Source organism: Dactylosporangium sp. NPDC005572 (genome assembly GCF_040605515.1).
Lineage (GTDB): Bacteria > Actinomycetota > Actinomycetes > Mycobacteriales > Micromonosporaceae > Dactylosporangium.
The window spans coordinates 1-11,570 of record NZ_JBEXCY010000301.1 but is presented as its reverse complement, the minus strand read 5'-3'; the positions used below and the strand labels follow the sequence as shown (position 1 = coordinate 11,570).

12 protein-coding genes, 1 tRNA gene and 1 pseudogene are annotated in these 11,570 nt (G+C 68.5%); 8 read left to right on the top strand and 6 right to left on the bottom strand.

The genetic code is table 11. The features are described from left to right. Positions 1-201 precede the first annotated feature (201 nt). From ABZS66_RS57380 to ABZS66_RS57370, 3 genes are read left to right on the top strand one after another with little or no spacing between them, the layout of a single operon-like run. Positions 202-534 (top strand): hypothetical protein, encoded by a 333-nt coding sequence (locus tag ABZS66_RS57380; protein ID WP_354772742.1) that lies wholly within the window; start codon positions 202-204, stop codon positions 532-534. Between the two features lie 55 nt (positions 535-589). Then, complete coding sequence (locus ABZS66_RS57375; RefSeq protein ID WP_354772740.1) at positions 590-1,177, top strand: sigma-70 family RNA polymerase sigma factor; 588 nt, start codon at positions 590-592, stop codon at positions 1,175-1,177. After that, the gene (locus ABZS66_RS57370; protein WP_354772738.1) at positions 1,174-1,488 is read left to right on the top strand and encodes a hypothetical protein; all 315 of its coding nucleotides are present in this window, start codon (positions 1,174-1,176) and stop codon (positions 1,486-1,488) included. The genes ABZS66_RS57375 and ABZS66_RS57370 overlap by 4 nt, the downstream gene beginning before the upstream one ends. 50 nt (positions 1,489-1,538) lie before the next feature. Here ABZS66_RS57370 and ABZS66_RS57365 read toward each other — a convergent pair whose 3' ends face one another. After that, positions 1,539-2,570, bottom strand: a complete 1,032-nt coding sequence (locus tag ABZS66_RS57365) for an SAM-dependent methyltransferase (protein ID WP_354772736.1) — start codon at positions 2,568-2,570, stop codon at positions 1,539-1,541. 292 nt (positions 2,571-2,862) lie between these two features. Here ABZS66_RS57365 and ABZS66_RS57360 point away from each other — a divergent pair. Next, positions 2,863-2,934, top strand: a tRNA-Val gene (locus ABZS66_RS57360). A gap of 103 nt (positions 2,935-3,037) precedes the next feature. Here ABZS66_RS57360 and ABZS66_RS57355 read toward each other — a convergent pair. Further along, a pseudogene (locus ABZS66_RS57355) lies at positions 3,038-3,370 on the bottom strand (tyrosine-type recombinase/integrase); the annotation flags it as partial. 750 nt (positions 3,371-4,120) lie between these two features. On the opposite strand from ABZS66_RS57355, the gene ABZS66_RS57350 reads away from it, so the two are divergent. Then, the gene (locus ABZS66_RS57350; protein ID WP_354772734.1) at positions 4,121-4,561 is read left to right on the top strand and encodes a hypothetical protein; all 441 of its coding nucleotides are present in this window, start codon (positions 4,121-4,123) and stop codon (positions 4,559-4,561) included. Here the strand turns inward: ABZS66_RS57350 and ABZS66_RS57345 are convergent. The 3 genes from ABZS66_RS57345 to ABZS66_RS57335 all read right to left on the bottom strand — a co-directional run bounded on the left by ABZS66_RS57345 (position 4,558) and on the right by ABZS66_RS57335 (position 7,005). Continuing rightward, positions 4,558-5,295: a hypothetical protein gene (locus ABZS66_RS57345; protein ID WP_354772732.1), complete on the bottom strand. Its 738-nt coding sequence runs from the start codon at positions 5,293-5,295 to the stop codon at positions 4,558-4,560. The genes ABZS66_RS57350 and ABZS66_RS57345 overlap by 4 nt on opposite strands. Before the next feature lie 37 nt (positions 5,296-5,332). Then, the gene (locus ABZS66_RS57340) at positions 5,333-6,310 is read right to left on the bottom strand and encodes an IS481 family transposase (RefSeq protein ID WP_354772744.1); all 978 of its coding nucleotides are present in this window, start codon (positions 6,308-6,310) and stop codon (positions 5,333-5,335) included. A gap of 380 nt (positions 6,311-6,690) precedes the next feature. Next, positions 6,691-7,005: a hypothetical protein gene (locus tag ABZS66_RS57335; RefSeq protein ID WP_354772730.1), complete on the bottom strand. Its 315-nt coding sequence runs from the start codon at positions 7,003-7,005 to the stop codon at positions 6,691-6,693. 803 nt (positions 7,006-7,808) lie between these two features. On the opposite strand from ABZS66_RS57335, the gene ABZS66_RS57330 reads away from it, so the two are divergent. The 3 genes from ABZS66_RS57330 to ABZS66_RS57320 all read left to right on the top strand — a co-directional run bounded on the left by ABZS66_RS57330 (position 7,809) and on the right by ABZS66_RS57320 (position 10,743). Beyond that, positions 7,809-8,696, top strand: coding sequence for a universal stress protein (locus tag ABZS66_RS57330; protein WP_354772728.1), 888 nt, complete (start codon positions 7,809-7,811; stop codon positions 8,694-8,696). Positions 8,697-9,184: 488 nt separating this feature from the next. Beyond that, complete coding sequence (locus ABZS66_RS57325) at positions 9,185-9,544, top strand: DUF6789 family protein (RefSeq protein ID WP_354772726.1); 360 nt, start codon at positions 9,185-9,187, stop codon at positions 9,542-9,544. 341 nt (positions 9,545-9,885) lie between these two features. After that, complete coding sequence (locus ABZS66_RS57320) at positions 9,886-10,743, top strand: hypothetical protein (RefSeq protein WP_354772724.1); 858 nt, start codon at positions 9,886-9,888, stop codon at positions 10,741-10,743. Between the two features lie 17 nt (positions 10,744-10,760). Here the strand turns inward: ABZS66_RS57320 and ABZS66_RS57315 are convergent, their stop codons facing one another. Further along, the gene (locus ABZS66_RS57315; protein WP_354772722.1) at positions 10,761-11,345 is read right to left on the bottom strand and encodes a hypothetical protein; all 585 of its coding nucleotides are present in this window, start codon (positions 11,343-11,345) and stop codon (positions 10,761-10,763) included. Positions 11,346-11,570 lie beyond the last annotated feature (225 nt).

Sequence of the window (11,570 nt, the reverse complement as noted above, 5' to 3'; positions counted from 1 at the left end):
GCTGGCCGCCGCCTATGCGGGACACACCTGGGGCCTCGGCCGCTGGTGGGCCAAGCTGCCCTTCGTGCAACGCAACCGCTGGCTCATCTGAAACCGAGCCCACGAACCGAAGCCCGGGGAACAACCTCCCCGGGCTTCAACGCATCAGCATCCGCCCCCGTGATCCACGTCACTATCGCGGAGCCAACCTTCAGTGGCGTCGTGCGTCTATCGCTGCGAAAGCCGTACCTCATCCACTGGAGTGCCGTGATGCGCCTGAAGGTTCGTACCGTTGCTTACGTCGTGTGCGCGGCTACCGTCGCCGCGATCGGCGCCGTGTCCGCCGTCGCGTTCGCCGACGACGCTCCGCTGCCGTCGCCGGTGCCACGGTCGTCGTCGCTCCTGCCGTCGCCGGAATCGTCGCCGGTCCTGCCGTCACCGTCGCCGGAGTCGTCGTCGGTTCTACCGTCGCCGGTGCCGGAGTCGTCGTCGGTTCTGCCGTCACCGGTGCCGCGGTCGTCGTCGGTCCTGCCATCGCCGTCGCCGCTACGGTGACCCCGGCTCGGCCCCGCGGTATCGTCGCGTGCCTGTCCCCTGACCTGCGAGAACCATGACGCTCACGTTCCGCCTGCCCTGGCCGCTGCTGCGCGTGCTGCGCTGCGTGGTGTTCGGCGCGTCCACTTCCCGGGGCACCCCGCAGCGGGACGGTCCGCCGGCGATCAACGAGCTGTACCACGCGCGGCGGCTCAGCCTGGTACGGCTGGCCGTCCTCATGGTTGACGACCTGCCCACCGCCGAGGATGTCGTGCAGGACGTGTTCGCCGCGTTGTATCAGCGGCACGGCGCGGACCTGCGCACCGTTGCCGATCCGCACGCGTACCTCACGGCGGGGGTGATGAACGCGGCACGATCGGTACTGCGCCGGCGCCGCACTGCCCGCGCCTACGTGCCGCCGCCACCGCCACCCGCGCCCGCCGCGGAGGACGAGGCCCTGCTGCCGGAGGACGACCAGGAGGTACTGGCGGCACTGGCGCGGCTGACCGTCCGGCAGCGCCAGGTGGTGGTGCTGCGGTACTGGTCGGAACTGTCCGAAAGGGAGATCGCCGAGGTGCTGCATGTATCGCGCGGCACCGTCAAGTCGACGGCCAACCGCGCGCTGACCATCCTGCGTGACGCGCTGTCGGAGTCGCGACGATGAACGCCGACATTGAGCGGCGCCTGCGCTCGGCACTCGCGGCACAGGCCGCCCGAGTCACCCCGGAGCGACTGCGGCCGGCGGTCCCCCCGACCGCGGTGCCGGTGCGCCGTCCGGCGTCCATGTTCCTGCGACGGGCCGGCTGGGTCGCCGCGACGCTCCTGCTGGTGGCCGTCACGATCGTCACGCTGCGCCCAACCAGCTCGCAACCGCAGCAGCCGCCGACCATGGAGACGCCGTCGCCGTCAGGCTCGTCCGGCGCTCCGTCACCGTCGTCGCCGCCGTCGCCTTCACCGAGTCCCGCTGCGCGCTGACGGGATGGCGTCATACCGTCCCCCCGGGCTGACCGAGCAGGCATGGCCCGTCAGCGCTTCACGGCCACCAGGATGTCGCGCATGATCGCCTGGTCGACGCGGTGGCGGAACGACAGGTACGGCTCCTCCTCCACGACCTGCAGGCCCGCGCCGGTGAGCGCGGCCGCGGCGTCCTCGCGGCGGGCCACGAACGTGTTCCACGAGATGCCCATCGCGCCGCCCGGGCGCAGCAGGTCGGCCCACACCGGGACCGCCTCGGTGAGCAGGTCGCCCGGGTCGCGGGTCAGGCCCTTGCCGGCCGTCCGGCTGCCGTGCTGCACGCCGTACGGCGCGTCGGCCACGATGACGTCGAACGTCGCCGGCTTGAAGAACTCGCCCGCGCGGACCGTGTCGGCGTTCACCACGTCGAGGGCCTGGGTCCGGCCCGCCTTGTACTCGTCCTTGTCGGCGGCGAGGTCGATCTGCAGCCGGCGCGCGACGACCTGGCGGTTGCGCCGCACCGGGCCGACCTCGGCGCGGTGCTTGATCCGCTTACGCTTGAGCCAGGTCTGGATGAACGTGGCGTACGCCTCGAAGTCCTTCTGGTCGCGGTCCACCCCGGCGGCGTCGAAGCCATACATGATCGCCTGGTTCAGTGTGGTACCGCGGCCACACAGCGGGTCGAGCACCCGGAACCGCCGCTCCAGAAGCTCCCCGGCAAAGTCCGTCGCGAGCAGCGTGACGTTCAGGAGCAGCTTGGTGAAGAGCTCATTCGTTTTTCCCTGGTACTTCTGAATCGTGAGCAGGTCGTCGTCGAACCGGTCGAGCGCCCGCAACGCGACGGGCCGCAACAGGTCACCCTGAAGCTCGAACAGCGCGTAGGCGGCGGAGAGGTTCGACAGCAGCGCCACGTCCCGCTCGCCGAGGCCCTCGACCTCGAACGTCACGTACGGAACGCCAGCGATCGTCTCCTCCTCGACCTTCTGCGGCGGTTCCCGCAGAACGCGGCCAAAGGCGGCAAGCTCAGCGCGGGTCAGCCCGACGGAGGCGTCGGCGTACACGCGATTGGTCGACGGCAGGATGAGCAGTGCGTAACGGGCCATAGGAGACTCAGCCTACTGTCAGCCCCACCGCGACCCCTCCGGAGTATGGCTGGGGCGGACGCGGTCGCACGACTGGTACGTAATCCACAGCCCGCCGATCTGCTGCCGGATGTTCGGCAGCCCGCTGTCCAGGTGACACCCGTCGCCCGTCGGCCGCCGTCCCCCGGCCCGTACGACAAACCCAGGGGCTCACCGCAGTGCCGATGTGGGAGGTCCACGGAGGCGAGCGCACCTTCGACGTTGGCCCCGGGGTGCACACCGGTCAACGCATCGGGTAGAGTTCCGTGCACGCGGGCGATTGGCGCAGCGGGAGCGCGCTTCGTTCACACCGAAGAGGTCACTGGTTCGATCCCAGTATCGCCCACCGCAAAACCCCAGTTCACGGCCGGTTAGCCCCACAGGCTTCCGGCCGTTTTCGTGTCGCCCCGACCCTCTGGGGAGAATTCTGGGAGACGATCTTGCGGCGTTCATGACGTGGACTCCTCCCGTAGCAGCCGGTCGAGCACAGCAACCGGCGACCCCGCGTGCACGCCCCGTCGCACCTCCAGCGCCGAGCGCCACAGGTCCGTCAGGCCGTCGAGCAGCCGCCGCCGCATCTCCGGTGTCGCGTGCGAGTACCGGCCCTGGATCGAGCCGTCCTCGTGCCCCATCTGCTCATCCATGACCACCGGCAGCGTGCCCAGCTCCAGCATCATGGTCTTGTACGTGTGCCGCAGGCCGTGCGGCGTCAGGTTCGGCGCGACCGGCACCCAGCACGCGTCAGCCCGGCCCGCCGCGTTGCGCCCCCGGACCGGCGCACCCGCCCCGGACCCGGTCGACGGCGCAGACGGCAGTCCACCCACCCGCGGTCCACCAAGCGCCAACCACAGCAGCCCGCCCAGGCCTACCGCGACCACGATCGCCGCCAGCAGCAGCCCACCGATGTGCGCCGACAACGGCAGCCATACCGTGACCGGCTTCCGCTGCCCCCGGCGTACCCGCCACCGATGCAACCCCCGCACCGCCGACGCCACCAGCACAGCCCCGCTGACCCCGAACAGCAGGACCGGCAACCAGTGCCGAACCGCAGCGGAACCGACCCCCAACAGGACACGCCCCCACCAGCCCGGGCCGAGCGAAGCAGCACCCGCGACGACGAAGGAGACGGCCAGCAGCCACGACAGCCACGACCAGCGAGCAAGCACCCATCCCCATCCGCGATGAACGGATTCCCGTACCGACCCGGGCCGCGCTCGCTTGAATGCACTCATCCGTCCCTGCTCAGCCGTCATGGCGTCAATTGCATCGATGCGCTAACCAGACCGCTTCCCCCGATCGGGCGAGGACGCAGCACGACCGCGGCACACTTCAGACCTACCCGAGCGGCGCCTAACGCGGACCGCCATTACCCATGTCAGCCCCGTCGCCAAGTCCAGCTCCAGCTCCATCTGCCTGGTCTCACATGAAGCTTGACGGATCGGCCTCGGACGATCCTTGACGTCTGGTCATGATCGAATAGTGGTCGGGTGCTGTTGGGGTTGATGGTACGAGCATCGGTAGGCTTACCGGCCGTGGTTCTTGCGCGTATGGAACTTGGCTCGGGACGAGAGATCAAGCTCTCTGAACTGCACCTGAAGTCGACCTACGGCGGGTTGATCGAGGGATATCCGATGGCCCGGCTCAACGACATGAAAGTCGCGGGCTTGGCAGAACAGGCCGGTCGGTTGCTGCCGCACGCGCCGGTCCATGTCGTCGAGCCGCTCAGAACCCGGCCGGAGCAAGACTCGGGGACGGCATCGCCGTTCGGGCCTCTGGAGTTGCTCCCGGCGGTCATCTGCATGGGCAGGTTCTCGTCCGGCCCGATCAATCCAGGCTTCGACCCGGTGCTGCACTACTCACGGCTGGTGATCGTCTGGTTTCAAGACAACGCAACGGTACCGGCCGGCCGGGACATCCCCGCCGGCTTGCGTGACGTGCGTTGGGAGGACTGGGCGCAGGACGAGGAGATCTAGCGCGGTGCCGGATCCCGTTGGCGAACGATCTGGTGGCTGGCTTTGGTCCGGTTGAGGTCGGTGGTGCTGCGGCGCGGGACGGCTTTGATTGGAGTGTCGTTGTCATAGACGGTGACGGTGTGCTCGTCCACGGCGACGGACACGAGCTTGCGGGCGTGCACAACGCCCACCTGAATCTTTTGCCCAGCGACTTGGATGCTGCCGTTGATGGAAACCACCCGTTCCACATCCGGACTGACGGCGGGCGGTGCGATCGTGGAGGCGGGCCGGGCGTCACGGATGCGGGCACAGGCGCTCGGCGGCAGCGGGCAGCGCAGGGTCCGGCGCAGCTGATTTTGCTCGTCGATCACATGCAGCAGGACGCCATCGAGCCGGACCCGGACGCGTTGGCCGACCAGCGGCATGCCAACACTGATCTGCCGACCGCTGATGCTGATCCCGCCGCAGCCGTTGACGACGCGGTCCACCTCCACCGCCGACAGGTCCGCGGTCACGGCGGGCAGCGGGGAGGGGCCGGCGGGGCGGCCACCATCGGCGAGGAGACGGGCCAGGTCGCGTTGGGATAGCCGGGATGGGCAACTCTTGATCCTGGCCCCATCGGCGGTGAGGACGTGCAGCCGGTCGGTATCGGCCCACACAGTGATGGGCAGGCCAGCGCGGGTTGGGCCGCGCCAGACCTGTTGCCTGGCGATCATCAGGTTGCCGGAGGCGGGCACGACCCGGTCGACCTGCACTGGCTGCGACCGGCCAGCCACCGTGGTGGACGCCTGATCAATTGACTCCACCGGCTGGGCAGCCGCGAGCGGCGGGGTGGGCGGCAGCAGCCCGGACGGGATCCTCGGAGGCGGGGCGGCAGCTTCGGTCTTTGTCCCGGTCCGGGTTGGGGCGGTGGAACCGGTCGGCGGGGAACGCGTCGTCGATGCCCTGATGTGGTCGGTTGTAGTTGTACTCGGCGACGAACACGTCTACCGCGGCCTGAGCAGCCTCCACGCTGGCGAAGATATGCCCGGTCAGGCATTCACCCTGCAGGCTCTGGTGAAAGCGCTCGACTTTCCCGGTCGTGGTCGGCGAGCGCGGCTTGGTGTTGCGGGCCACGATGCCGTTCTCCCGGCAAATCCGCTCGAACAGCACCTCACCCGGACGCGGCTTGGTGAACCGGCCGGTGAACTGTTTCCCGTTGTCAGTCAACACCTCACCCGGCACCCCGAACTTGACCAGGGCAGCGGCAAACGCCGAGCAGACCGCACGGCCGGTCGCCCGCCGGACGACGGTGGCGATGACGCAGTACCGGGAATGGTCATCCAGCCCGGTGACCACCTTCGCCTCGGTGCCATCAGCCAGTAGCACGCCGCCGACGATGTCCATCTGCCACAGCTCCATCGGCTCGGGCCTTTCCCACCGCCGGTAATCCTCCCGCCGCCGCTTACGCGGCACGCCGGCGACCAGGTTGTTACGGCGCAGTATCCGGTACACCGTGGCCCGGGCAGGAAGCGGCGATACGCCCCGGCGACCGACCTCGAACCGCAACCGGCGCGGACCCCACCTCGGATGGTCACGACGTAACTCGCACACCAACGCCTCCACCGACGCGTCCACGCGGTGCGGACAACGACGCACCCGGTGCGACCGGTCCTCCAACGCCCTGATCCCGCCCGCCGCGTATCGAGCCAACCAGCTGTGCACTGTCTGGCGGGAAACGCCGTACCGAGCGGCAACTTCGGTTTTGGGTGTGCCGCCCAGGCACTCCATTACCCCGTGGAACCGTTGCTCCATAACGCTCAACTCCGCAAGTCCCACCCGGTCCCTCCCGCCTGAATTCACAGGAGAAACGAGGACCGGGTCGACCGGGTGTCAACCATCAGCCGAGGCCGCCGTGTCAAGCATAAGCTCCAGCTCCATCTCAGGTGAGAACTTTCCATACGTCTTCAAGGCGGCCCGCAAGCGGGCCGCACGCACGGTCCGGGGCACGGCGCGCCTTGCCGCTGCGCTCCCGGCGCGCCGACCCCGGACCGTGCGGCACTCCAACGGGCACGACGAAGCCCAGCGTCCGCCGTGTCCGGCAACGCTGGGCACTCACTGTCCATCCGGCTACCCGGACAGCGCTTCCGGCGAAGGGCAGATGCGCATGCTCAGTTCCGGTCCAGCTGGCCCGGGTCGGCGAAGTCTTGGACCACGCCGTTCTCGTCGGTCACCTCGAAGTCGACGCCGCCATGGACAAAGATAATGAGATACGGGTACCCCGCTTCGATCTCGACGTCCAGGTTCCTGTCGGACACGATCTGCCAGCGGGCGCCGGGCGGCATACGGTAGTCGCAACGACCATGTACGTCAGCGAAGAGGAACGGCTGCACAGTCAGCTCTAGCGGCTCGTTGCCAATGTTCGAGATCGGCAGCCTACCGGACATCGTCTTATCGTGATCGTGCGCGCCGCCGGTCGTCAACACGGCAGCGCCTCCGGCGGGCAGGGCCTCCGGCCCTGCACCCGGGGTTCGGCCTCCGGCGGCCAGGGCAGTCCGCCCTGGACCCGACGCTCCGGGATGCCGGCCGTGGGTGGTTGCGGTAGGTGCATGGCTTCCCGCCGCGCACCGAAGGCAGCCAGACCGCGCCCGCCCGCGCCAGACCAAGCCGCTTCGCGGTCGCCTGCGGCGAGTCCGGCGCGGGCGACCACGGCCCGGCCGGGGCGAGCCTGCGCGACGGGATGCCATGCAGGGGAGGTGTGGTTCGGCGGGACGCTTCGCGTCGCCGCCGTTGGCCGGTTGGGAGAGATCTGGGAGACGATCATGCGAATGACCCCCAGAACGACCATCGCAAACCAACGCAGACCAGCGCCTTGACCAGGCGTTTCGCGATTCGACCCAGCCAGGCGGACCGAGTTGACCTTGTTCACACCGAAGAGGTCACTGGTTCGATCCCAGTATCGCCCACGAGTTCAGGCGCAGTCTGCTCATGCAGGCTGCGCCTGATTCGCTTCCAGCTCGTGGTGTTCTCCGCGCTCGCTTCGCTCGCTCCGGGCGGGGGCTTCGCCACCCGCACCCCCTTGCCGCTTGCGCGGGCGGGCTCGCTTCGCTCGCGTTCGGTGGGGTCGTGACTCTCCATCTCGGCTGGATTCGTTCAGGGGTCAGTCGCGCGCACCCGAGCCGCTGCGGTGCCTGGCGGGTAGGAGCGGTCCTGGCCGATCCCCTCCACCGCTCACCCGCGGCCGAGCAACGCTGATAGGGACCAGACACCCGGGCACCTGGAGGTCCTCATGCTTGCGGAGCAGAGCGTCGTCGTCGGCGTTGACGGTTCGAAGCCGAGTCTCGACGCGGTGGACTGGGCGGCGGCGGACGCGTCCAGACGTGCGCGGCCGCTGCACATCATGAACGCGTTCGTGCAGCCGATGGTCTACGCGCCGCTCGCCCCGACGGTGATCGCCCCGTACGAGGAGGGCCTGCAGGAGGTGTCGACGCAACTGCTCACCGAAGCGGCGGCCCGGGCCGAGGCCGCCGCGCCCGGCGTCCGTGTCACCACCGCCACGGCGGTGCAGTCGGCGGCCCCGGCACTGATCGAGGCCTCCGAGCACGCCGGGGTCGTCGTGGTCGGCAACCGGGGGCTTGGCGGCTTCACCGGGCTGCTGCTGGGCTCGGTCGGCGTGCAGCTCGCCGCGGACGCCCACTGCCCGGTCGTCATCGTGCGCCACGACGAGCGGCGGCCCGGCCCCGAGGCGGGCCGGGTGGTCGTCGGGGTCGACGGCTCCAACGACGCCGACGAGGCGCTGCACTTCGCGTTCGAGCAGGCGTCGTACCGTGGCATCGGCCTGACCGCCGTACTCGTGCAGGAGTGGCCGGCATCCACCGGGCCCGCCCGCGGCATGTGGCCGCCGGCTGCCGACGCCGAGTCGGTGCGCGAGGGGCACGAGCGCACGCTGGCCGATATGGCCGGCGGGTGGGCGGAGAAGTACCCGGACGTCGACTTCCGGCCGGCCGTCGTGAGCAGCCGAGCGGCCCCGGCCCTCACCGACCGGGCCGCGGGCGCCGACCTGCTCGTCGTCGGTTCCCGGGGCCGGGGCGGGTTCACCGGGTTGCTGCTGGGATCGGTGAGCCAGGCCGCGATCCACCACGCCGGTTGCCCGGTAGCCGTCGTCCGGCAACGGTGAGGCGTCAGCCGCCTTTACGGAGAGCACGACGGCGCCCGAGACACGGTCGCTTCGAAGATCCGTAGACAAGACTGGCTGCCTGTCTGACTACGCCATCGAGAGCCGGCCGGGGAACGACCGTGCCCACCCACCCGTCTGCCGGGCAGAACGGCCACCCGAGGTGCGCTGCGGCCAGGCCGTCTACGGTCAGCGCATACGGCGGTTGTCGGGCTCCGGGTGCAGCGACGCGGTGCCCTGGCTGCGGCGATGAGCGCTTTTTCTACCCGTGGAGTCCGGTCACCCGGATGAGGCACCGACCGTGAGGGTGAACCGCCGAAGTGTGTCGACGGTCACCGAAGGATCTGACCGACAGGTCGGCTTTACGGTCGGCGGGATACCAGGCAGAAGGAGGATGAACCGTGACGACCGTACCCGCTCCACCTACCACGGCCACCACGCTGCCAGCCCGAATCGCGGCAGGGGTCGCCGGCGGGCTCGTCGGTGGAATCATGTTCGGCGTTCTGATGCAGATGATGGGCATGATCGCGATCGTGGCCATGCTTGTCGGCAGCACCTCGGTGGCCCTCGGGTGGCTGGTGCACCTGGCCATTTCGGCGTTCATCGGCACCACGTTTGCGATCCTCTTCGCCCGCTGGGCCACCACCCCGGTCACATCGGCCGTGATCGGCATGAGCTACGCGGCCGTGTGGTGGGTGCTCGGGACGCTGCTGCTCATGCCGGCCTGGCTCGGCACGGACGTGTTCATCTTCAACGCCACCGCCTGGCAAGGCCTGATGGGCCATCTCATGTACGGCCTGCTGCTCGGCGGGGTCTACACGCTCGTGGCGCCACGCCTGCAGCGCCACTGACCATCCAATCGGTTGCCAACAGATCGCGACGTTTCTGGAATCGCCCACAATTGGGTCGACATCGAGCGGGCCACAGGATGGTTGCGGCAGCCCGCAATGGATATCCGAGTCCCTCGATATATGTGAGCCGTTTTGCTGCATTGGCATCGGGCGGGTGGTAAGCAACTGTGCTGAAGCTGACGGTGACGACTTTTGAGGGACGTGGTTCCGTGGCCGGCCCACGTTGCAGAGTCGGCACCGGGGTCAACTGAGGACGGGAGGCACGTTATTCATTTTCTGCCCGGAACGAACAAGTTTGGGGTCTACCGGGCCGCGTACCAGGTGCTGTAGTTTTCGGCGCTATGACCGCGAGCGAAGTTGTCGAGAACTCGGAGTCGCGCTTCGCCGCAGTGCTGGGGGCCTCGGCGAGGCTGCCGGGTGTGCGCATCAACAGAGCGGCGTACCTCAGAAGTGCGTTGGCGCGCTACTGCTCCGAAGAGGAGATCGCCGCAGCGATCGCTGAGACCCCCGCGGCGGCTGGCATCCCCCTTGAAGTCCTCGACCGGGCGGCGAACGAGTCGATCAGGTTCGAAACCGCCAAGGTGACCGCGCTCTCCGCCGCGGCCGGGATACCCGGTTTTGTCGGCATGATTGCCGTCGTACCTGCGGACCTGGCCCAGTATTTCGGCCATGTGCTCCGGATCGCACAGAAGCTCGCATACATCTACAGCTGGCCGGATCTGTTCTCCGACGACGGCGAAGACCTCGACGACGCGACCAAAGGGATGCTCACCCTCTTTCTGGGCGTGATGTTCGGTGCCCAATCGGCGAACGTGGCGGTGACCAGGGCTTCGAGCATGATCGCGAAGCAGGTGGTCAGGAAGCTGCCCCAGCAGGCCCTCACCAAGGGTGTGATCTACCCGGTGGTGAAGAAGGTCGCAAGCTACCTCGGCGTTCAGATGACAAAGCAGGTCTTTGCCAAGAGCGTTGCGAAGATCGTCCCCGTCGTCGGGGCTGTCGTGTCCGGTGGGCTCACCCTTGCGACGTTTCTTCCCATGGCGAAAAGGCTGCAGAAGCACCTCGCCAGCTTGGAGCTGACGAACCCGACGCTGCGAGTCGTCATTGTGCAGGTCATAGATGGAGAGGTTGTCGAGAACCCCGACGACGAGGCCGGACAGCCGGAGCAGCGAGACATCGACCTGACTGCACCCACCAACTGACGCGCTGGGTTCGTTCGTTACCAGCTGGCGGTCCAGCTGTACCAGCCTCCGCCGAGGTGTCGGAACCTGGGGTTCTCGAACAGGCCGGTGTTGAGTTCCCTGGTTGGCCCGCCGGGCAGGTAGGCGAAGCCGGCGTCATCGAACATGGCGCCGTTGGCTTCGTAGAAGATCGCCCCGCCGGGCACCCAGTCGGCGCTTGTGATGCTGTAGAGGCCCAACCGGCTTGGCACGGCGAAGCTTTTCCATGCGCTGCCCGGGGGTGGGATCGGGTGTCCGGCGACGACGGTGGCGAACGCGCCCTGGCTGGCCGCCCACCGCAGCTTGACCGGCGCGCCGGCGGCGAGGAGCACCACGGTGAGTGCGCCGATGGCTGGTCCGATCAGGAACCATCTTTTCCACCCGCCTCTGGTGCTGCCGACGTAGATGATCCACCCGAGCCAGAAACAGGCGACGAGCACGGAGGCACAGGCGCTGGCCGCGAACAGGAAGAAGTGGATGCCCGGGTAGCTCACGGACCAGAACATGCCGCCTGCCACCGAAACGACGACCAGATGGAATGCCCAGATCCGCGCGGAGGCGTCGCTTGTTGGGGTGTCCGGCATGGTGACATCCTGCCGACCCGATCAGGCTCGGATCGAGGGCGTGCACTGAATCTTCACACACCAGCTCGTCCGGCGCCGCAGACGCGGGAAGCCCGGGGAGGTTGTTCCCCGGGCTTCGGTTTGTGGGTTCAGGGTCAGATGAGCCAGCGGTTGCGTTGCACGAAGGGCAGTTTCGCCCACCAGCGGCCGAGGCCCCAGGTGTGTCCCGCATAGGCGGCGGCGAGG

Excerpts from the sequence above, each read along its gene's own strand:
- ABZS66_RS57375 (WP_354772740.1), top strand. The coding sequence starts at position 590 with ATGACGCTCACGTTCCGCCTGCCCTGGCCGCTGCTGCGCGTGCTGCGC.
- ABZS66_RS57370 (WP_354772738.1), top strand. The coding sequence starts at position 1,174 with ATGAACGCCGACATTGAGCGGCGCCTGCGCTCGGCACTCGCGGCACAG.
- ABZS66_RS57365 (WP_354772736.1), bottom strand. The coding sequence starts at position 2,570 with ATGGCCCGTTACGCACTGCTCATCCTGCCGTCGACCAATCGCGTGTAC.
- ABZS66_RS57340 (WP_354772744.1), bottom strand. The coding sequence starts at position 6,310 with ATGGAGTGCCTGGGCGGCACACCCAAAACCGAAGTTGCCGCTCGGTAC.
- ABZS66_RS57330 (WP_354772728.1), top strand. The coding sequence starts at position 7,809 with ATGCTTGCGGAGCAGAGCGTCGTCGTCGGCGTTGACGGTTCGAAGCCG.
- ABZS66_RS57325 (WP_354772726.1), top strand. The coding sequence starts at position 9,185 with ATGTTCGGCGTTCTGATGCAGATGATGGGCATGATCGCGATCGTGGCC.
- ABZS66_RS57320 (WP_354772724.1), top strand. The coding sequence starts at position 9,886 with ATGACCGCGAGCGAAGTTGTCGAGAACTCGGAGTCGCGCTTCGCCGCA.
- ABZS66_RS57315 (WP_354772722.1), bottom strand. The coding sequence starts at position 11,345 with ATGCCGGACACCCCAACAAGCGACGCCTCCGCGCGGATCTGGGCATTC.